16 protein-coding genes are annotated in these 22,485 nt (G+C 45.4%); 12 read left to right on the top strand and 4 right to left on the bottom strand.

Going from position 1 to position 22,485, the window contains the following annotated elements; genetic code table 11:
- Window positions 1–44: 44 nt before the first annotated feature.
- From M4S28_RS23920 to M4S28_RS23880, 9 genes are all read left to right on the top strand, one after another.
- Complete coding sequence (locus M4S28_RS23920) at window positions 45–1,592, top strand: arylsulfatase (protein ID WP_004730481.1); 1,548 nt, start codon at window positions 45–47, stop codon at window positions 1,590–1,592.
- Between the two features lie 209 nt (window positions 1,593–1,801).
- The gene (locus tag M4S28_RS23915) at window positions 1,802–4,210 is read left to right on the top strand and encodes a multiheme c-type cytochrome (protein WP_249633058.1); all 2,409 of its coding nucleotides are present in this window, start codon (window positions 1,802–1,804) and stop codon (window positions 4,208–4,210) included.
- 184 nt (window positions 4,211–4,394) lie between these two features.
- Window positions 4,395–5,378: an AAA family ATPase gene (locus M4S28_RS23910; protein WP_108187514.1), complete on the top strand. Its 984-nt coding sequence runs from the start codon at window positions 4,395–4,397 to the stop codon at window positions 5,376–5,378.
- Window positions 5,379–5,390: 12 nt separating this feature from the next.
- Window positions 5,391–6,353, top strand: a complete 963-nt coding sequence (locus tag M4S28_RS23905) for a DUF58 domain-containing protein (RefSeq protein ID WP_017080116.1) — start codon at window positions 5,391–5,393, stop codon at window positions 6,351–6,353.
- A complete protein-coding gene (locus M4S28_RS23900) occupies window positions 6,354–6,896 on the top strand; it encodes a DUF4381 domain-containing protein (protein WP_086051061.1) in 543 nt (180 codons plus the stop codon).
- On the top strand, window positions 6,889–7,968 hold the full coding sequence (locus tag M4S28_RS23895) for a vWA domain-containing protein (protein WP_102449434.1): 1,080 nt from the start codon (window positions 6,889–6,891) through the stop codon (window positions 7,966–7,968). Before M4S28_RS23900 ends, M4S28_RS23895 begins: the two co-directional genes overlap by 8 nt.
- The gene (locus M4S28_RS23890) at window positions 7,961–9,685 is read left to right on the top strand and encodes a VWA domain-containing protein (protein WP_102393777.1); all 1,725 of its coding nucleotides are present in this window, start codon (window positions 7,961–7,963) and stop codon (window positions 9,683–9,685) included. The genes M4S28_RS23895 and M4S28_RS23890 overlap by 8 nt, the downstream gene beginning before the upstream one ends.
- Window positions 9,682–11,049: a BatD family protein gene (locus M4S28_RS23885; RefSeq protein ID WP_249633057.1), complete on the top strand. Its 1,368-nt coding sequence runs from the start codon at window positions 9,682–9,684 to the stop codon at window positions 11,047–11,049. Before M4S28_RS23890 ends, M4S28_RS23885 begins: the two co-directional genes overlap by 4 nt.
- A gap of 78 nt (window positions 11,050–11,127) precedes the next feature.
- Window positions 11,128–12,033, top strand: a complete 906-nt coding sequence (locus M4S28_RS23880) for a LysR family transcriptional regulator (RefSeq protein WP_004730495.1) — start codon at window positions 11,128–11,130, stop codon at window positions 12,031–12,033.
- A gap of 240 nt (window positions 12,034–12,273) precedes the next feature.
- Here the strand turns inward: M4S28_RS23880 and M4S28_RS23875 are convergent, their stop codons facing one another.
- Entirely contained in the window at window positions 12,274–14,748 is a 2,475-nt protein-coding gene (locus M4S28_RS23875; RefSeq protein WP_231903114.1) for an EAL domain-containing protein, read from the bottom strand.
- Window positions 14,745–15,863 (bottom strand): substrate-binding domain-containing protein, encoded by a 1,119-nt coding sequence (locus M4S28_RS23870; protein ID WP_102482602.1) that lies wholly within the window; start codon window positions 15,861–15,863, stop codon window positions 14,745–14,747. The genes M4S28_RS23875 and M4S28_RS23870 overlap by 4 nt, the downstream gene beginning before the upstream one ends.
- A gap of 81 nt (window positions 15,864–15,944) precedes the next feature.
- On the opposite strand from M4S28_RS23870, the gene M4S28_RS23865 reads away from it, so the two are divergent.
- Window positions 15,945–17,039, top strand: coding sequence for a substrate-binding domain-containing protein (locus M4S28_RS23865; RefSeq protein WP_249633056.1), 1,095 nt, complete (start codon window positions 15,945–15,947; stop codon window positions 17,037–17,039).
- A gap of 140 nt (window positions 17,040–17,179) precedes the next feature.
- Here M4S28_RS23865 and M4S28_RS23860 read toward each other — a convergent pair whose 3' ends face one another.
- Both M4S28_RS23860 and M4S28_RS23855 read right to left on the bottom strand, forming a co-directional pair.
- A complete protein-coding gene (locus M4S28_RS23860; protein ID WP_249633055.1) occupies window positions 17,180–18,862 on the bottom strand; it encodes an alkaline phosphatase family protein in 1,683 nt (560 codons plus the stop codon).
- A 145-nt stretch (window positions 18,863–19,007) separates the two neighbouring features.
- Window positions 19,008–19,796, bottom strand: coding sequence for a formylglycine-generating enzyme family protein (locus tag M4S28_RS23855; protein ID WP_017088127.1), 789 nt, complete (start codon window positions 19,794–19,796; stop codon window positions 19,008–19,010).
- 136 nt (window positions 19,797–19,932) lie between these two features.
- Here M4S28_RS23855 and M4S28_RS23850 point away from each other — a divergent pair, with 136 nt between their 5' ends.
- Entirely contained in the window at window positions 19,933–21,264 is a 1,332-nt protein-coding gene (locus M4S28_RS23850) for an anaerobic sulfatase maturase (protein ID WP_065681415.1), read from the top strand.
- Window positions 21,265–21,351: 87 nt separating this feature from the next.
- Window positions 21,352–22,410, top strand: a complete 1,059-nt coding sequence (locus M4S28_RS23845) for a HEAT repeat domain-containing protein (protein ID WP_249633054.1) — start codon at window positions 21,352–21,354, stop codon at window positions 22,408–22,410.
- Window positions 22,411–22,485 lie beyond the last annotated feature (75 nt).

The raw sequence follows: 22,485 nt of genomic DNA, 5'->3' as shown, positions 1-22,485 counted from the left end.
ATACGTTGTAGGGCAGGATGCAAATAACTTACGAAGAGGTTTCTATGACAGCGAAATATGGCGTTAAACGTCGTTTAGCGATTTTGGGTACGGCGATGATGGCGGCTTCCACCACCACATTCGCAGCTGAAAAACCAAATATTCTCGTGATTTGGGGGGATGATATTGGACAGTCTAATGTTAGCGCATACACCTTTGGTTTAATGGGTTACAAAACGCCTAATATTGATAGCATCGCCAAAGAAGGGATGATGTTTACCGATTATTACGCTGAACAATCGTGTACTGCGGGTCGCTCTACCTTTATTACGGGACAAAGTGTATTACGAACGGGTTTGAGTAAAGTAGGCTTGCCGGGCGCAGACATTGGCTTGCAAGCGGAAGACGCGACAATCGCAGAAATGCTGAAACCTATGGGTTACATGACAGGTCAATTTGGTAAAAACCACCTTGGCGACAAAGATGAATTCCTTCCAACGGCACACGGGTTTGACGAATTTTTTGGCAACCTTTACCACCTGAATGCTGAAGAAGAACCAGAGAATGAAGATTACCCAACCGATCCTGAGTTTCGTAAGAAGTTCGGTCCGCGTGGTGTTATTAAGTCATTCGCTGATGGCAAGATAGAAGATACGGGTCCACTGACGCGTAAGCGTATGGAAACGGTCGATGAAGAAACACTAGACGCGGCACTTGATTTCATGGATCGCGCAGTGAAAGCGGACAAACCATTCTTCGTTTGGTGGAACGCAACACGTATGCACTTTAGAACGCACGTGAAAGCCGATAGTAAAGGTGTGACCGGTGTCGGTAACTACGCTGATGGTATGGTTGAGCACGATCGACACGTTGGGCAACTATTGAAGCAAGTGGATGAGTTGGGAATCAAAGACAACACCATCGTTTTCTACTCAACGGATAACGGCCCACACATGAACTCTTGGCCAGATGCGGGTACAACCCCGTTCCGTGGTGAGAAAAACACTAACTGGGAAGGCGCATACCGTGTACCAGCAATGGTCCGTTGGCCTGGTAAGATTGAACCTGGAACCGTATCCAATGAAATCATGCACCACATGGACTGGATGCCAACCTTCGTTGCCGCTGCTGGTGATGACCAAATCAAAGAGAAATTGCTGAAAGGTCATACTGCCGGTGATAAAACGTTTAAGGTTCACTTAGATGGTTATAACTTCCTTCCTTACCTAACGGGTGAAGAAGAAAAAGGCCGTCGTTCAGAGATCTTCTACTTTACCGATGATGGCGATTTAGCGGCGCTTCGTTACAACCAATGGAAAGCGGTGTTCATGGAGCAACGTGCAACGGGTACCATGCAGATTTGGTCAGAACCGTTCGTGACGTTACGTCTTCCTAAGCTGTTTAACCTGCGTATGGACCCATACGAAAACGCAGATATTACTTCGAATACCTATTATGACTGGTTGTTAGACCATGCTTATATGTTCGTTCCTGCGCAAGCGTATGTAGGCGAGTTCTTAGAAACGTTTGCCGAATACCCACCACGCCAAAAAGCAGCAAGCTTTAGCTTGGATCAGGTTATGGAGAAACTTCAAGAGAACCATAATAAGTAAGCTTTGGTTTATTGAAACTGATAGCTTGATGAAACTGAAAACACAAAGAGCTCCTAGGAGCTCTTTTTTTTTATGCGCATATCGATGAGTAAATCCCGGTCGTGAATATGAATCACAACTATCATGATCATTGCCACTAAATAATTGTATTTTAGTCGTTTTTACGTCTACCTTAGTAAGCATAAGGATGTATAAAAACAAGGAATGTTATGTCTGCATGGTTGTGCTCGCTAGTGAACGGATTGAAACACCAGAGAGTCGCAGTATTATCCGTAATCTTGTCTCCACTTATGTTGTCGCTGTTCAGTTTGAGCACCTATGCCAACGAGCAAGATCCTAATAGCAACACTGAGGCTTCAAAGCTCAGTTCTGTAGCTTCAGACGCTAGCTCTGATGTTTTACCTATCGGCTCTAAAGCCACCTATGTCGGATCGGAAGCTTGTGTTGATTGTCATAGTGAAGAAGTCGAAGTGTGGCAGGGCTCTCATCATGACATGGCGATGAAACACGCTGCAGATGAGTCTGTATTAGGCGATTTCAACGATCAAACGGTCACTCATGGCGGTAAACCCAATCGATTTTTTCGCAAGGGTGAAGAGTTCTGGGTCAATATCGAAGGGCCTGACGGGCAATTCAAAGATTACAAAATCAGCTATACCTTTGCCTTTGAACCATTACAACAGTACATGGTTGAGTTTGAAGACGGTCGAGTACAGTTGATTCCTTTCGCTTGGGACTCTCGCACTGAGGGCGAAGGCGGTCAACGCTGGTTTAACCTCTACCCGGATACCACCAACACTGATGAATTCTACTGGACCAATAGCGGTCAAAACTGGAACTTCATGTGTGCTGATTGCCATTCAACGAACCTAGAAAAGAACTACGACAGCGCAAGTAATACTTACAACACTACTTGGTCTGAGATTAATGTCGGTTGTGAAGCCTGTCATGGGCCTGCAAGCGAGCACGTTGAGCAGGCCCAGCTAGCAAAAGCTAACGGCGGAAAGGATGCTCAAGTCTCAGCGCATTATGGTTTTGATCGCGACTTGTCGAAGTCGGTCAAAGAGTGGATCTACCAAGAGGGCAACTCAACCCTGCAACCAAAAGACATCATCCATACCAATCAAGTTCAAACCTGTGCGCAATGCCACAGCCGACGTACTCAGTTAAATGAAACGGGTGACCATGTGAACGGGTCTTTCTTTGATAAGTATCGTCTAAGTTTGATTACTCCTGAGCTCTACCACAACGACGGTCAAATCTACGATGAAGATTACGTTTACGGATCTTTCCTTCAATCAGTGATGGCTGAAAAAGGCGTCACATGTACTAACTGCCACGATCCCCATACCGCAGAACTGAAAATTGCAGAGGAAGCTGTATGTAGCCAATGTCACATTGCTTCTGAATACACGCCTGAAAAGCACACCTTCCATGAAGCGAATACTGAGGCTTCACAATGTACCACTTGTCACATGCCAGAAACGACTTACATGGAGGTCGACCCAAGACGTGACCATAGTTGGCATATCCCGCGTCCTGATATTAGCCAACACATTAAAACACCAAACGTGTGTACTAGCTGTCATGAAGATCAAACCGACCAGTGGGCAGATAAGCAAATCGGTAAGTGGTTCCCAGATTCTAAGTATCGTAATCAGCAGCATTTTGCCGTTGCCTTTTATGCTGATTCAATAGGACACAGAGGTGCAGAGGATGCGTTGGCATACTCGGCTCAGGACTCCAGCTTAAGCAATATCATTCGTGCATCGAGCTTAGAACGTTTGGGCGGCAATACGGGTAAGAATACGCTTATCTCGCTAGCAAGAGCGGTGAAACATGATGATGAAATGATCCGTTTGGGCGTTGTGCAAGGCTCGTCTGGTTTCCCATTCACTGACCGTTGGCAAATTCTAGAGCCGCTAGTGAAAGACCCTGTATTGTCAATTCGTTCAGAAGCCGCAGGCGCATTAGTGCGTTATTGGGGAGAAATGAACCCTCTGCAGAAAGACCAAATCAAGCCTGCATTGGAAGAGTACATTGAAATACAGCAATTTAATGCCGATAGAGGATTTGGACGTACTAACCTAGGCAACGTTTACCGGGATTTAGGTCAGCACGACAAAGCGATTGAGTTTTATCTAGGCGCTATCGAGATTGAGCCTTATTTCGAAAATAGCTACGCCAATTTAGCGGATTTGTATCGAGCGCAAGGTCACGAAGCAAAAGCGTTGTCGACCTTGAAGCAAGGCATTGAAGCTCAGCCTAAATCGAGTGTATTGCCATACAGCACAGGGTTATCTCTGCTTCGCGTGAAAGATTACGAACAAGCAACGGACTACCTTAAACAAGCCGCTGAAACTGCGCAAACCGACCCACAATATTGGTATGTGTACGGATTGGCTTTGGAGAAATCTGATGTGCTTGCGGCAAGTCAATCACTGCACAAGGCTTACCAATTTAGCCGTAACCCACAGCACTTGTATGCCCAGTGTGAAGTGTTGGCGCGAAACAGCCATATACCGGGCGTACCAAAGGCGTTTGAGCAATGTATTTCATCACTGAGCAAAGTGGCACCGCCGGAGGCCATTAACCAATTGAGAGCTAAGTTTAAATAAAGCGATAAGGTGAGCTTGGCTATTGTGCTTGCTGCTTATTCCGCTTGTAACTAATTATCGCGCTTATGAGCAATTATCACGTTTATAACTTATCGCGCTGATGAACAATTATCACGTGTATAACTAATAGTTATGGGGCTTGTGAGTAGGATGTACGCAGCCAGATTGAATTAAGGGAAGACCTATGAACCATGCGCAACAAGCAATTAACCAACTGATTGAACAAACAGAGAAAAGTGTTATCGGTCAGAGCCACGTCGTTCGGGCTCTGGTGATAGGGTTATTGACTAATGGGCATGTGCTTTTAGAGGGACTTCCCGGTACAGCGAAAACTCGTTCAGTGAAATCGCTGGCGAACCTACTGAACACCAGTTTTGGTCGAATTCAGTTTACGCCTGACCTGCTGCCATCAGATGTAACCGGTACAGAAGTGTATCAAGAGCTTGATGGGAAGCCTCAGTTGCACTTTCAACCGGGTCCTATTTTCAACAGTATTGTTTTAGCCGATGAAGTGAACCGTGCTCCTGCAAAGGTGCAAGCGGCTCTGCTTGAAGCCATGGCGGAAGGAACGATTACGGTGGGTGGTCAAACTCATATCCTACCTGATCTATTCATGGTGCTCGCTACGCAAAACCCAGTCGAGCAAGAAGGTACGTATCCACTGCCTGAAGCACAGATGGACCGTTTCATTATGAAAGTCACGGTCGACTATCCAGAAGATGAAGCTGAACGCGACATCATTCGACTTGTGCGCAGTGAGGAACTCGGTAGCGAGACCAGTTCGGAATTAGTCACTCCACAGCATATTGAACCTGAATTAGTGCTTGAAGCGCGCCGCCAACTTCCAGACATTGCCGTTTCCGATTTAGTAGAGAACTACATTGTGGCTTTGGTAATGGCGACTCGTAAACCTGAGCGTTATCCAGAATCAGACTTATCGAAATGGATTGAAATTGGTTCAAGCCCTCGTGCATCTATTTCATTGGATAAATGTGCTCGCGCTTATGCGTGGCTGCAAGGGCGTGACCACGTCACGTCAGACGATGTGCGTGCCATGTTGCCAACCGTATTAGGTCACCGATTCTCGTTGTCTTACGATGCATTGGCCGATGGTGTTGACCATCAAAGAGTGGTTGAAGAACTGCTTGATAATGTTGAGATCGGATAACTAGGGGGCGTCATGGCGAAGCCAACACAAGCTCCCAAACCACAAGGCCTTGATCCTCGACTGTACTGTGACTATTCAAGGTTAGTGCGAATTCAGGCTCAAGCTGAGTCATTTTCACTGTTACCTCATTTAAAAGCGGGCAGCGTACTTTCGGGCAGACATAACTCTTTGTTCCGTGGTCGTGGTTTGAACTTCGAAGAATTACGTCATTACCAATTGGGTGATGATATCCGTAATCTCGATTGGAAAGTCACCATGCGAACGGGGAAGCCGCATGTTCGCAGTTACACCGAAGAGAAAGACCGTAATGTGATGATCTGTGTCGATCAGCGCAGTTCGATGTTTTTTGCTTCTCAAAACACCATGAAATCCGTTGTGGCTGCCGAAGTCGCTGCACTGTGTGGATGGCGAGTGCTTAAAGATGGTGATCGTGTCGGCTTCGTTTTGGCGTCGCACCAAAAGCTCTTTCATACCAAAGCGCAGCGTTCACAGTCTGATTTATTGGCTCAGTTAAAGCATCTTACCAAGGCTAATCAAAGCTTAGACGTGAGTGTGAGTGACAGCGAGGGTGTTGGTTTTAGCCAGTGGATTGAACTGATCAAGCGAATGAGACTCAAGCAATCAACTTTGATATTCATTAGTGACTGGCGAGACTGCCGAGAACAACATCTCGATCGACTAAAGCAGTTACAGCAACACAACGATATCTTGGCCATTATGGTCACCGACCCATTAGAACAGTCATTGCCTCAAGATCTTGCAAGCGCAAACTGGGTGGTGGGTGATGGTCGCTTTCAACTTAATCTGGATAGCCAATCTAAGGTAAACCTCGCGAGTGAAAGTCTTGCTCAGAAAGCGGCACTGCAGAAACAGTCCCTTGCTAAATTGATGGCGATGAAAAACCTCCCTTATATAGAATTAGACACGTCGGGCAATCACATATCACAGCTGCAGAAGCTAGTGGGAGGGCGCTAAATGGCTGTTGAACATACTCCTCCAAGTACCTATATCCTCCGCGAACTGCACGATGTAGCGATTCCTGACAGTGTGAGCTGGGCTCCTCAAACGATCGGCTGGAAGATCCTTGGCGTTATTCTGTTATTGGTCGCTATCTATCTGGCTTATCGTTTGGCGCAGAAATGGTGGAATAACCGTTATCGCAAAGAAGCGCTTCAAGAGCTCATGATATTGGATGCACGAGACAAAAATTCAACAGAACGAACCTTCAAAGTACTGAAAGTGGTACTTCGTTACCTAGACAGCAGTAATGCAAAGCTGTTTGGACAAGCCTATGTAAACCGTCTAAACGCTTATCTGCCTGTTAGCGCTAACACAAGTGAAAACAGCAATGCGTTCTTTGCCGATGAAATCTCAGAATTATGGATGCAGAGCTTAATTGACCCTAATGTGCGTTTGAGCTTTGAACAGCGTTTAGAGGTGATTCAAACCGCGATGATGTGGCTAAAAATTCATAAACCAGATGTACAAGCGAAACCAGAGGGGCAAGATAATGTTTGATAGTTTATCTGCCAGCTTTGAATTCGCGCACCCACTGTGGTTTATCGCGCTGCCTTTGCCGTTGTTGGTCTACTTTGCCGTGCCAGCTTATCGAACTAAGCAAATGGCCATCAAGGTGCCATTTTTCAGTGAATTGGTTGAAGCTATTGGTGAAGCGCCGTCTGAAGGGGCAAGCCAGCTAACACCAAGCTGGTGGCAACGAACCACGCTCATTATTACTTGGGCATTAGTGGTGTGCGCGCTCGCTAAACCAACCATTCTTGGTGAGCCGCAAGTTCGCGAACAATTAGGTCGTGATGTGATGGTAGTGGTCGATTTATCTGGCTCAATGGCAGAACAAGACTTTACCTCTAAGCGGGGCGATAAAATATCTCGTTTGGACGCGACCAAAGAAGTGCTGGCTGATTTTGCGACTACCCGAAAAGGGGATCGACTCGGTTTGATTCTTTTTGGTGATGCAGCGTTTGTACAAACACCGTTTACAGCTGACCAAGATGTGTGGCTTGAACTGCTTAATCAAACCGATGTCGCTATGGCAGGGCAAAGCACGCACTTAGGTGATGCAATTGGCTTGGCGATTAAGGTGTTTGAACAAAGCGAAAAGCAAAGTGTTGCCGTTCAAGATTCAAGTGTTGATGCCAACGAAAAAGAGAAGGTCGTGATCGTATTAACCGACGGTAATGATACGGGAAGCTTTGTTGAACCGATTGATGCCGCCAAAGTTGCGAAGGCGAAAGGCGTTCGTATTCACGTGATCGCCATGGGTGACCCACAAACCGTTGGTGAAGTGGCTTTGGATATGGAAACCATCAAACGAGTGGCTCAAGAGTCTGGTGGCGAAGCCTTTGAGGCGCTTAACCGCGACGAACTGACTAAAGCCTACGCTCAAATCGGTGAACTAGAACCACAGTTATATGAAAGTACCACTTATCGTCCTAAACAGGGGCTGCACCATTACTTAATGGCGATTGTTGTTGTGATGTATCTGACTGCCTTTAGTCTGGCGACTTTACGTAGAAGGTCGCTTTTGGCTTCTAAAACTAAAAAATTGAAAGGAGAGGATGATGCCTGATTCTCTCACTCTACAACAGTTCTTCACCCAGTTTCATTTTATCCGACCTTTGTGGTTGTTGGCCTTTATTCCGATGTTCTTCCTGTTATGGGTTCGTTGGAGAGAAGAGACCAAACCAACGTGGAAAGATATTCTACCTGCACACTTACGTGATGCATTGACGATTGGCGAAACAGGCTGGCGTAAGCAACTGCCATTGAAGCTATTGGTGGTGATTGTAACTATCGCCATCATTATCTGTTCTGGCCCAACATGGCAACGTGAGGCTTCGCCTTTTGGTGAAGACAAAGCGTCGATGTTGGTTGTGCTTGATAACAGTGAATCCATGCTCGCTAAAGACTTACCACCGAGTCGCTTGGAACGTTCTAAGCAGAAAATTAGAGACTTATTGGCAGCTCGGAAAGGCGGTAATACGGGCTTAGTGGTTTACGCAGGCAGCGCACACGTCGCGATGCCCGTCACTCAAGACAGCAAGGTATTCGAACCGTTTCTAGCGGCTATCACTCCCGATATCATGCCGGTATCAGGTAAGTCAGCAGAAGAAGCACTGCCATTGATTAATCAGCAACTGTCTGGTGAGTTAGGCTCTTCTGTACTGTTGGTATCAGATGGTGTAAACCCAAGCACCATTAGGGCGTACGAGAGTTTCTTTAACGACAATCCGTATCAGTTGCTCATTCTAGCCGCAGGAAACAGTAATGTGGTGAGCGATAACCCAGTCGACCTAGATTCATTGCGTAACTTAGCGAGTAAGACGGGTGGACGAGTGGTTGAGGTGACCGTTGATGATTCGGATATCCAACAACTGAACAGAGCGGTTGAAAGAAACATGCAGCTCAACGGCGAATCTTCAATGCCTTGGAAAGACATGGGCTATGGCTTGCTTATCCCAATGGCGATTATCATGTTGTTGTGGTTCAGAAAAGGATGGTTGGTGCAGTGGTGTGTCGTTGGTCTAGTGATTTCGGGCAGCATCTATTCACCAAGTACTTTGGCGAAAACGGTCAACTTAACCGCTGATAAACCGGTTGTGGTGGAGTCGGTTACGGCTTGGGACAAAACAGCTCAATGGTGGTGGGACTTATGGTTAACGCCTGACCAACAAGGTCAACGCCTGTTGAATCAGAAAGAATACCTTGAAGCGGCAAAACATTTTACTGACCCAATGAGAAAAGGTGCGGCTTACTACTATGCTCGTGATTTTAAGCTCGCACACAGTGCATTCCTGCAAACCAAAACCGATTATGGTTTGTATAATGCCGCGAGTGCTTTAGCTCGACAGCGAGAATACCTTGCCGCGCGAGACCTTTTGAAATCATTAAGCGAGAAAGAGGATCTGTCACCAGAACTAAGAACGGATGTGGAGAACAATCTTGCAGTGCTTAGCGGGATTGTCGAAGAGGTAAACCGAACCAGTGAAAGTCAGTCCGGAACCACAGATGGCCCTGAAGAATCTTTAGAACTCGAAGACGATCAGCCGCGAACGGGTGATGGCGCTGAAGAAGAAACGGTAGCGGAATTGATGCTCAAGGAAACGCTTAATGCCAATGAAATTTTGGGTAGCCAAGAGCTTGCCGATAAGTGGTTAAAACGAGTCGAAGCGGACCCTAAGTTCTTCTTAAAATCTAAATTCCAAATTCAGCTACGAGACCCTGCACCTTCCATCGAACAAGCGTCAAAACAGGAACAGGCATCAAAACAGGAGCAAACCCAATGAGTCGATATGATTTAGCTCTTGAAGCCATTCAATTAAAGAGAGTGCGATTCAGAGCCCATAAGTGGTTACTGTCGATTACTCTTATATTGAGTTGGTTTTCTCCTTTTGTTGCTTCTGCTGCCGATATCTTCGATCTCCAAAAAAGTGGTGACGTTGAGCTTATCGCTTGGGTAGGGGAAAAGCCAAAGTCAGGCGATAAGATAACGCCGACTAAAGTGAGCGTTAATGAGCAGGTAATTCTGAATATTGAGGTGGCGACGCCGCGCTGGTTAACAGGAGGGACTCGAATCGGCAGTATCGAAATCCCTAACGTGATCGCTAAGCAACGTAACCAACTCGCGACCAATTACACGGAACGGGTCAATGGCACTACATGGTCGCATCAACGATGGGAAGTGACACTTTATCCGATGACTTCTGGCGAGTTTGTCATTCCAACCGTGCCGGTTCGCGTCCAAGTTTCTGCACCTGATGGTTCTAACGTTGGCGGCACGCTTTACACGCAGTCAATTAAGTTTGAAGCTTCGTTGCCTTCAGGTTTACTTGATAATGAATCGCCTTGGTTTTCTGCAACAGAAGTAGATACAGAGCAACAATGGCAACGCTCGAGTGAAAACTTAAAAGTAGGCGATGCTATTACTCGAACGGTAACCATCAAGGCAAAAGACAGCCTTTCTGTATTACTTCCGGACGTGTTGAACAATGAATCGAACCAGCAGTACCAAGCTTACCCGCAGCCTAATCGTTTAGATGATACTCAAGATCGTGGTAACTACCGTTCCAGTCGAATTGAGGAGACGGTTTATGTTATTCAGCAGGGCGGTGAATTTACGTTGCCAGAGTTTTCATTTCAGTGGTGGGACAGCAAGAATCAACGCCTTGAAACCGTGGTGATAAAAGGGAATGTGTTTGAAGCTAAACACACAGTCCAATCTTTCATCAAGGCTTACATGTCAGTGTTTATTAGCGTTGGTCTGGCACTGTTGTTCAGTGTGGCGTGCTTTGTTTCTGTTAAACGTTATTACGAGAACCGCCCAACACCGAGTTGGTTGGTATTCCGTCGTTTGCTTAAGCAAGGTAATTGGGCTGCATTGAGAACCTTTATCTACCGTCAATTGCGAAACGAAACCTCTCAGTTAGAACTGAATAAAGCGCAACTTGGTAAATTGAATGGACAAAAGCGTTGGCTAGAAGACAGTGAATCCCTCCAACAAGGGCGTGAAGACAAAAACGTATTTACTCGTTTATGGAAAAGCTTACGTAAATTACCCAGTGATAAATCAAACTCAAGCAATTCTCGTTCAATTTTCGACCGCTTGAAAATCCCTAAAGCCTTGCCAGACTTAAAAGATAGAACTAAGTAGCAAACTTTAGTTATACGCATCGAACAAAATCGGCAGGTTCTCTACTATAGGGAACCTGCTTCTTTAATATGGAACTGTATGAAAAGTACCGAACTCAATCTAATTCCTATATTTGTCGCTATTTATGAAGAGCAGAACTTATCTAGGGCTGCTAATCGCATGGATATAAGCCAGCCAGCTGTGAGCAAAGCGCTTGCAAGGTTGAGAGATATCTATGACGAGCCACTGTTTCATCGAACGACTTCTGGCGTAGAGCCAACCACATTCGCTATTGATATCTATCCAGCAATGGCTGCTGCGCTTAAAAACTTTACTTCTACCTTATCCGCATCAAGAGATTTTGACCCTAAAACCTCTGGCCGTGTGTTTTCAATTGCCTGCGTTTCAGCGGCGAGTTATGAAATGATGCCAAGAGTCATGCAGTTAATCAGTCAAGTCGCACCTGGTATCGCATTAGAAGTTCATCCTCTATTTACGGAAGATTACGAGTCTGATTTAAGGCTTCAAAGACATGATGTCATTATCGATATGACGCCAAGAGGAAGAACCATGCTCAAGCATGAGGTGATCTCTAAAGAGGAACTGGTGGTGGTGTGCCGTAAAGACCATCCCACGATTGGTGACACTATCGATATGGAACAGTTTTTATCACTTGATCATGTGGTTGTTTCAAGATGGCATGCACGTAGAAGCTTATTGAGTTCTGAACACTACAGTGACCTTGAAAAACGTAGAATAGTCTATCGAGCTGCTGGCGTTGTTGAGATGCTGCCTGTTATTGAGGGCTCTGATTACATTGGAGTGCTACCTATGTCATCGGTGCGTTGCTTTTCTGAAAAATATGACGTTAAAACTCTTCCTTTGCCATTCGAATTGGAAGACCTCGATATGTGTATGATTTGGCACCCCAGTCGCACTAACGAACCTAGCCACAAGTGGTTGCGCACTAAGCTCAAAGCGGCAGCAAAAGAGTTATCAAGTTAGCTTCTAAAGGGCTTTTTTATAGAAAGCATTCGCACAATTTCAAATGGAAAGAAAGCCAGTATCCTTGAGCTGAGGTAAGCGGCGTTTATTGCAAGGGAGCGGGATATTGACCTGCAAGTTAGAGTCATGTGGGACTCTTCAGATATGTTTCGCTTGGTGCTGCCCGAAGGCAGCCCTTGTTTGATCATAAATCAGTGAAGGAACTTAACTTACTGAATTATTTAATTTAAGTAACGGATACTAAGCCTCTTTTGGGCTCTGTTCTGAGTTAAGCAAGAAGTAGGACACCCAATCATCAATAGGCAAAGGTCGCGCGAAGAAATAGCCTTGAGCATATTTACAACCGATCTGGCGTAGAGTCGTTACATGATTCTGGGTTTCAAGGCCTTCTGCAATCACTGAGAAATCGAGTATTTGCGCGAGCTTGAGAACCGCGCAAGTAATCTCATAATCTACTTTTGACGAGTTAATATCTTCAATAAAGCTTCGATCTAATTTTACGCAATCGGCGGAAAGATTCTTCAACACCGACAACGAAGAATAACCCGTTCCAAAATCATCGATAGCGATCTTGTAACCCTTAGAATGAAGTACCTCGATGGTCCTTGAACAGGTCTCGAAATCTCGCATCATATCCCTTTCTGTGATTTCCAGAAGCAGCTGATGAGGCTGACAATCCGTTTCGTCGAGTATCACTTGTAACTGGTCTGCGAGATCGGTCATATAGAACATTCTCGCTGAGAAGTTGATGGAAAAAATTACGCCCTGTAGGTCCATTCCTGCGCGTTGCCATTCGGTAATCAGATTCGCTACTTTCTTAAATACCCATTTATCAATGTCGATAATGAGATCGCTTTTTTCGGCAACCTCAAGGAAATCGACGGGCGGCAATAAGCCCAGTTTAGGGTGACGCCAACGTATTAGAGCCTCGGCACCAATGATGTCTTGCGAGTCTAAGTTGACTTTGGGTTGGAAGAAGACTTCAAGCTCGTCATTGGCAATGGCTTGATGAAGCCCCATGTTGGTTTCAATCAAGTCATTTACCTCGTGAGTCATTTCGTCCGCGTAGACGCGATATTGATCTCGGCCGTTTCGCTTTGCGTGATACATTGCTGTGTCCGCATTTCTGATTAGAGTTTCACGATCTAAACCATGAGTGGGGTACTCACACACACCAATACTCGCCGATACAAAGATAGAATTATCATCGATGTAATAAGGCTTTCTTAACGCTTGATTTAAGCGGTCTGCGATAGGTTCGCCTTCGTCTAACCCAATGTTTGAGTAAACAACCAAGAACTCGTCTCCACCCATTCGGGCAACAAATCCTTTATCACCCACTAAGTTACTCAATATGTGCCCGACATTGACTAATAAGTTGTCACCTGGTGCATGCCCTAAAGAATCATTAATGGTCTTAAACTCGTCAATGTCGAGGTAGAACAGCAAGAAAGAGGCGTTGTTCTCATAGGATTTCCTGATCTCTTCATCTAACTGTTTGGTTGCCAATAGTCGATTTGCCAAACTGGTCAGTGGATCGTGGTGGGCGAGGAAGTCGAAGTTCTTTTTTTCTTCCGTGAGGTCTAGGTATGCCTTAGATAGCCTTGAAGCCATATCGTTATAGGCTTTCTCTAAGTGAGACCATTCGTCACTTCGGCCCAAGTTAATTGGGTTTTTTAGGCTTCCAGACTCAAGACGATCGAAGCCATGTCTCAGTGCATTGAGTGGCTTTCGAATGTGGTGTCGAACAACGTGGTGAACCAATAACATCGACAATACGACGGCTGAAAAACTGATAATAATGGCGTTCATTCTTGATAAACCGATCTCTTTTTCAAGTTGGTCGGTTAATTCTAAGGCTTGGCTTTGTACGCGTGACTCGGTCTTTTCTACCATCTCTAACAGGTCGCTTTGCGCGACTAATAGTGAAGCCATCACCAGCCAACGCTGTTCCAAATTCGCTCTAATGCGTTTTAAAGCGGCGTTGTATCGTTTCACCGTTCGATTGATTCTTTTTTTCTCAGCAATAACCGCCGTCGTTTCGATATCAACGTTTTCTAAGTGGAGTAAGAATATATCGAGTTCTTTCTCGACCTCGATAAGCAGTACTTTCTCGGTCTCTGGCGTGATGCGACTGTGAATGTCTCCAACCATTTTTCCTGAGGTGAGGAACGACTCTCTCAACATGTTGATGAGATCTAATTCATTGTTATAACGAATGAAATTTGGTTGGTCTAAGTGCCTAAGCTTGCTGTCGGCTATCGCAAATTCGAGCTGATCAAGCTGTTCGGCTAACGTGGCGTCGATCTGATTGGTCTGCTTTAGAATTCGATTTAATGCGAGCGAACTGCCTAAGAAACGATGGAAGTTATCGATAAAGGCATCAATTTTTTGCGAGAAACCTTCGTTAGTTGATAGGTCTCTGAGTCGTTGAAGCTGGAAATCCACATTAAATGCTTCTTCCGACAGTGTGGTTTCACTGAACAAAAAAGTCTGTTCAAGTAACTTAACTCGAGAGGTGAGCGTAAATACGCGTCGGCTGATTTCAGAGTTAACAATCAAGTCTGATACGTGTGTCGAAGTTTCGTTTTTAAGCGTCGACTCGACGTAATACAGAGATCGAATCACCATGATGACAGCAAAGCTGACAATCAAAAGCGAAAGCAGGTTCGAAATAATGAGTCGTTGGGTGATGTTTATCTGAGGTAATTTCATTGTGGCTTCCAAATTTTCAGATACGCTTCACGGTAGCCATTTTTAGGGTCGTAGATGCCTTTGTCTGACTGGCTGATGAGCTCTTCAACATTATCGGGCGTGACGAGATGAACAGGGGCAGAGTAGCCACTTGGCGGCATGTGATTAAATGCTCGGTTGAGTTCGTCGACTATTTGCCAGCCTTGTAGATATAAGGGCTCAGGTACTGTTGCCAGTTGGAATTGACCGCTATTGATTCTTTTGTACGCGGCCTTGCTACCGTCACCCGCTGAGATATTTTGTGGTATCAACCGGTACTCCTCTAGGTTTGACTCCAAAGACGGGATAGCATAGTCAATGTACAGGTCGTTGATTGCCAGAAGATGAGTGACTTTCTCGCCGTACTTCTCATCTAGGTTCTTTAATGTCGCAGGCATTTGCTCGGCAATTTTATCGAGCGGTAAATAGTTAAGCTCAAGTACATCACAAGCGCTGCAACGCTTGATGGTATTGACCATCGCGTTGGCTTTGATCATCGCGATTTCATAGTTAGGGTCGGTGAACACCACGGTTCTCGCTCTACCGTTTGAGTTCACAATCGCGAGTAGCGCGGCCACTTCCGCCACATCGAGAGGGTCGGTGGTGATGTTGGTGTATAAACCTATTTCTGGATTACCACCGACAAGTTCAGTCGCGTGCCATCCAATGACAACGATTCCCAGATCTTCAGCTTGTTTCAAAATGGTTTTGTGTCGGACAGCGTCAATGCCGCCCAAAACAATGGCATCGGGTTCAAAACCAATCGCTTTCCTGATAGCTGCACCTTGGCGCACTTCTGAGCCTAATCCATCGATGAATCTAAGGTGCCAATTGATGTTAGAAATGGCTTCAGATATGCCTTTCCCAACGCCATAAACCCCACCATTACGTAAATCAGACGCGACAAAAATAACGTTCTTTTCATGGCGCACAGCAGGGCCTTGTGTGGGGCCATTCCACGTTCGCTGGTTGGAAACCGCACGCATCACTTTTTCTTCAGCATATTGGAAGAAATCGTCTTCATGATTACCCGCAAAACTCTGAGAGTAGCAAGTAATAGCGAGCAACAAACTCGCAAAATTTAATCTCTTATTCATATGGCTTATAAAACGCTTTAACTTATAATCGCTCTATATTTATAATAATGTTAATAAACATTCAAACATTTGGTAACAGTTATGCCGGGTCAAATTTGTAAAAACGTCTTGCTAACCCTACTGACAGCGTGTTTTTCCCTCCCTTTGTACGCCAAGTCTGACCGGGTAAGGGTGGAGGCTGATGCTCAGAAACTCGAAAAATTTCAAGAGACTGTGAGTGGCGAACCGATTCTTTTGGCTCCAATGTCGGTAGAAAAACCGGTAAGAATTGCATTAATTTACCCAAGTGCAGATATTTCTGACTTTTGGACACGAAATTACACAGCACTGAAGCAAAGGCTCGTCGCTTTGGAGTTACCATTTGAGATCAGCGAGTTCACTTCAAGGCAAATTGAGCACTCATTGCAGACCCAATACACCGAACAAGTGTTGAACTCTGAAACCCCTTACGACTTCGTTATTTTCGGCCCTTCTGAGCTGGGTATTCAAGCTGAGAATATTCAAAAACTGTCTGCTTCGACAGAGTTCAAAACCTTTATTTGGGCTTTTCACACGCCCAATGAACAATGGAAACATCAACCGGATAGCTGGTTCGATTTTTCAAGCGCGATGGGGGCCGATGTCCTGTGTGACCATGTGGTGAAAGAGCTCGGCAACGACGTGGAATTTTCAGCGAATCGTGGGATACCGGGAATAACCGATACTCAACGCTCGCAAGGTTTCATTGATTGTGTCGAAGAGAAAGGTGATTGGTTAACAGTGTATGAGCACTTTGGGCAATACCAGAAGATAGGCGGTGCCGATGGAATTCGTTTAGTGCTCGGTAATTTCCCGGAGGTGACCATGGTTCACAATGCCAATACTGCGATGACCATGGGAGCGGTGGATGCATTAAACAATGCCGACATGTTGTCTGAAATCTATGTGACGGGTTGGGGCGGTACAGCGAAAGAGATTGAAAAGATTCGTACGGATGAATTGGATGCGACTCCAATGAGAATGAGTGATGATCTTGGTGTGGCGACAGCCGAGGCGATCAAGTTTCACTTAGAAGAGCGTGAAGCAGAAGTCCCACTGGTTTATTTAGGCCGTATCACGGTTGTGCACAACAAGATGAATGATGACCAGTTGGATCAGCTGACCAGAGAAGCGTTTCGATATTCTGGTAAGAACTAGGTTAGATTCAACCTATCCTTTATCGATCAAAAAGAGCTGCTTATCTGTTTCGACTGAATCAGTCTGAATATGATAAACGACTCTTTTAATGAGTGGGTGCTGGGTTCGAAATCTAGCTCACGAAACCTTAGAGGTATAGTCTACTCAGTGACCTCTTGTAACACCTCTCCAATTGATCCACTTGGTTGGGTTATACCCAGTTTGTTCGAAAGTGTTGGCGCAATGTCGTATGGCGTGATTGCACGCGAGATCTTCTGGGCTTCAACGTCGTAGCCTGCGAAGATTACAGGGACATGCGTATCGTACTTCCATGGTGAGCCATGTGTAGAGGCGATTTGAAGGCCTTCCATGTCGTTAATGTAACTACGCGGTGCAAATACCACATACACGTCACCAGAACGAGCAGGGTGGTAGTTGTTTTTGATTAGCTGCATCACATGAGTATCAGGCACTCGGTTCGCTGCAATATCGCTGCTTGATACTGCAAACGCCACACCCTTCACTTTCGCTATTTCATCGGCGATCGCTTCCTGCACTTTAGCTAGGTCAAGTTTCTTCTCTGCGATTAAATCGTGATTCAGATAGATATAAGGCTGTGCATACAAGCGAATTGCGTCTTTGGATAAACCAAATTGATCCTTCAATCTTTTTTCTACGCCACTCGAGAGCAGTGTGTCTCTATTGAAGTATTGAGCTTGATTAAAGCCAAGCGCATTTGCCGCAGGTGAAGATTCAGGGACACCATGATCGGCAGACAACACAATTAATGTATTTTTTAGCCCGACTTGGTTATCAACGGTTTTAAGAAGCTTGGCGATCGTCTTATCAAGTCGAACTAGATTGTCTTCTGTTTCTAGGCTTTCAGGGCCGTATAAGTGCACCACGTAGTCGTTTGATGAGAAACTCACAGACAGATAATCAGTCACTTCACCTTGGCCTAGCTTCTCTTGCATCAACAGTGTGCTTGCAAAGTTTTCTGTGATCTCGTCACCGGCCGGGCTAACGGTTAGCGTTGTGCTGTAGTACTTGTAACTTGCAGGGCCATAAGGGTGAGGGAAGGTGCGTTGGAAGTCACCGAGTTTCACTTTGTGTTCGGTATCGTGTTCTTGAAGCGTGTACTTCTCACGTGGTAATGAGAGCTCCCACTTCTGTTTCGAGTACTGAGCAGCAATCGCTTTCTCGTTCCAACGTGATACCCAATCTGGATACTCGTCGTAGTAATAGTTGCTGGTGACAAACTCAGATTGCGCTTTGGAGAACCAGAAGGCTTTACCACTGTGTCCCGCCAATGAGATTGCGCCGCGGTCTTTCACTGATACACCGAACACTTTTGATTTGCCACTATTGGAAATCGTCAACTCGTCACCAAACGTGGTGGAAAGTATTGGCTCCGGAGAACGTCCATCGCCCTGTGCTGTCTTTTGCGTTGGGTCGATCTCAGTTGCTTTGTCGACACCCGCGCCAGAGGTCAACATTTTGTAGTTGCCGTCTTCTACGTTATACACCAAACGCTCTTCGCTACGGTCATACCAAACGTTACCTACCATGCCGTGTACGCTCGGTGGCGCACCGGTTGCAAGCGACACATGGCCCACGATCGTTTCCGTGTTGCCATGTTGGTAGTTCGCGTTGGTGTAGTAAGTGCCGTCATCCATTAAGTACCGGAAACCACCTTCACCGAAGTTATGCTTATATCGTTCGATTAGATCTGCGCGCAGGCCATCTACCGTGATTTGAAGGACTAGATCTGGCTTTTCCGCAGCCGAAGCTGGGAGAGCACAGAGTAACGCGAGTGTCAGTCCTGAAAGCTTGGTGTATTGCATAGAGTTTCCTTATTCAGTATTGCCGCAGAGTTCTAAGGTTTGGTCAGATTTCTAACGTGTATACAGTGCGAATCGTATTTTTAGGATTGTTGGTGAAGATTATTGAGTCATAACCGTCGGCACCTTAGTTAGTTCAGAGCCTTAGTTAGTTCGTATCCTTAACTAAACGCAGGCCCATATCTGACATAGTGATCGATTGGCTTGCGAAGTCGCGACGGTAACTTTCAGATTCGTTTTCGTCATAAGCAAAGCTGCCACCGCGAACCGATTTATGTGATAAACCAACGTCGCTGTGTTTTGCGTTGTTAGGATTGTCTGTTGGACCGAATCGGTAGAAAGTGTCATCGAAGGCATCAATCACAAACTCACCCACGTTTCCGGTCATGTCATATAAGCCTAGTTCATTTGGCTTCTTTAGCCCGACAGGATGCGCGCTATTTTTAGAATTTGCTGAGTACCACGCAACATCATCTAAGTTATTGGAACCACTGTAAGTATAGCCTTTGCTCTTGTTGCCACCTTTCGCTGCAAATTCCCATTCAGCTTCAGTCGGCAGACGGTATTCTTCACCTGTAAGTTCGTTCAATTGTTCAACGAAGTAGTTCGCCTGTTGCCAACTTAAGTTATTGACCGGAACTTGTGGGTTTTGGAAATAACTGAGAGATGAACCCATTACTGATTCGAACAATTCTTGAGTCACCTCAAACTTCGCAATGTAGAAACTATCTACAGTTATATCTCGCGCTGGTCGTTCTGCTTTGGTCGCTTCAGGATCGTTCGAACCCATGGTGAATGTACCACCTTCAACTAGCACCATCTCTTGGTCGATTTGTTGGGCGATAGGGTGTGTAGGCACGCTCGCACAGCCGCTTAGGAAAATAGTCATGGTGACGCTGCTGATCGCCGCTAATTGTTTGTAATTGAAAAATTTCATCACGTGCCTCGAATGTTCGAAATAGAGGGCAATTTTAACGTTTAAAGTCATTCCTATTGGTTATAAAGGGTATAACATGCCACTGACTGAAATAGGCATTATGATGGCTACAGACACTAAGATAGGTAGATAAATCATGCACATTACTCAAGGTCCACAATACAATGGTAAAGCGTCTAAACGCTTGCATGTTATGGCTAAGCCAATTGGCGCAGCGTGCAACATTGACTGTAAATATTGTTATTACCTAAGTAAGCAAGATTTGTTGGAGTACAAGAAAGGCAGTTCTCCAAGAATGGATGATGAGACGTTAGAAACCTACATCCGACAATACATCGAAGGTCAAAATACGCCTGAAATTATCTTCTCATGGCAGGGCGGTGAACCGACTATGCTGGGTTTAGCGTACTTTGAAAGAGTGGTTGAGCTACAGAAAAAGTACCGACCTGAAGGTGTGTTGATCTCAAACGATCTGCAAACCAATGGCACATTATTGAATGACGACTGGGGTCGATTCTTAGCAAAGAACAATTTCCTAATCGGCTTGAGTATTGATGGCCCTGAAATGCTGCACAATGCGTATCGTGTTAACAGAGCAGGCCGTGGTACATTCAAACAAGTGATGGCGGCCGTTGAACTGCTGCACAAACACAAAGTGAAATTCGCAACGCTTACTTGTGTGAATAACCTCACCAGTCAAAATGCACTTGAGGTGTATCGCTTCCTACGTGATGTGGTGAAGTCACCGCAAATGCAGTTTATCCCTATCGTTGAGCAAAAAACCTTTAGAACCGTTGCGCCACAAACGTCTCAAGTGAGTGAGCAGCTTAAACAAGGCGACAAACGCCTGATCCCCGGCCATAAAGATTCGATCATGGAATCGTGGTGTGTGTCGGACTTGGCTTGGGGTAACTTCCTGATTGCTGTGTTTGATGAGTGGGCGAAGAACGACATCGGTAAAGTGTTCGTTCAGTATTTTGAAGCAAGTTTAGAAACATGGATAGGGCGTCCTAACCCGCTTTGTACTCTGAATGAAATCTGCGGTAAAGGCCTCGCGATGGAGCCTAATGGCGACGTATTCTCATGCGACCACTATGTTTACCCTGAATACAAGATTGGCAATATTCATCACGAGAAGCTTGATGATTTGGCGTACAGCGCACCACAGCAAAAGTTTGGTTTTGCTAAATCACGCACAATGACCAGTCAATGTCAGCAGTGTGATTACAAGTTTGCTTGTCATGGTGAATGTCCTAAAAACCGCTTTATCAAAACTCGCGCAGGCGAACCGGGCTTGAACTACTTATGTGCAGGTTGGCACAAGTTCTTTTCTCATGTCGATAAGTCGATGGCTTATATCGCTCGTGCGATGGGGCATCCGGTTGCTCATGGCAAATTCAGTGATTCAGTATTGATGGCACATCGTGCAAAACAGGCGCAACAAACTACGTTCGAGACCAAGTTTTAACTCGTTTTTTGGGTCAACAGGTCCAAGACAAATTTAATCAGATACGAGTCTAAGGACAGGCTAAGTTCTCCAGTTTAAGGTAATACTATGATGAAGAAGAGTTTAGCGACGGCTGTTGCTCTATTAGTTTCAACGTCCGCATTGATTTCAACGTCAGCAATGGCAGCGAATAGCGTTCAGCAAACTGTTGACACACCGGCAAAAAATATCAATCAAGTGCTCGAAATGACGGACACTCAAACCCGTATTCAACAGTTGTCTTACATGGCACAAGATCAGAACCAATCTATAGAGAATCGTACTGGTGCACTGCAAGAGCTTGCTTCATACCCAAGCCAGAATGCGCTGGTGGCGGTGGCAAGAGGTTTGAAAGATCAAAACCCTGAAGTTCGTGAGGCTTCGATTATCGGTTCTTCGCCATATCAACTTGAGCATCGTTGGGCGTTAGTTTCGCCTTTGCTGAGCGATACAGATTCTATGGTTCGTCACTCAGCAACATCGAACTTAGTACGTGATTACAATACGTTAGATAAAGAACAGAAAGCACAAATTGAACAACCCGTCGCTGAGTTAATCACATTCTTGGAATCACAAGAATCTGAAAAGTTTCAATTGTTGTTCGCTGACGTGCTCCGTTGGCACAATGAATGGGATAAAGCGGAAACGATTTATCTTGAGTTGATTAATACTCACCAGAAAGACCCTCAAGTTTGGCTGAGCTACGCGGATAACTTCCGAGCTCAGAATAAAGATCAACAAGCGGTCGAGGTGTTGGATCGTGGTTTGAAGAACGTGCCGGACAATGCAGCGATGCACTATTCTAAATCATTAACTTTGGTTCGCCTTGAAGACAAGGCAGCAGCAGCCAAAGAGATTGAAGTAGCAGCAGAACTTGCAAAAGATAACAGCTACTACTGGTACTTGAATGGGGTACTACAAGAAGAGCTGGATATCGACAAATCGACTAAATCGTTCGAGAAGGCGTATTTGATCTCTGGTTCTCCAGAGCAGTTATACGCGGTATGTGATATCTACGTGCGATACGGCAACGACAAGACCGATGATTGCTTAAGTGAGCTAGGTAAAGTGGCTCCTGATTATGTTATTGAACAGCTGAAAGAGAAGCGAGTAGCGCCAAGCTCATAATATTTGAATGAGTAAATTGATAAGCCGCTTATGAAAAGCCAGTCGAAATATTCGACTGGCTTTTTTGGATCTAGA

Origin of the sequence: Vibrio sp. J383 (assembly GCF_023503985.1) — a bacterium.
Classification (GTDB): domain Bacteria; phylum Pseudomonadota; class Gammaproteobacteria; order Enterobacterales; family Vibrionaceae; genus Vibrio; species Vibrio splendidus.
The sequence above is the reverse complement of the archived record's forward strand: the minus strand, read 5'-3'. Positions and strand labels throughout refer to the sequence as shown.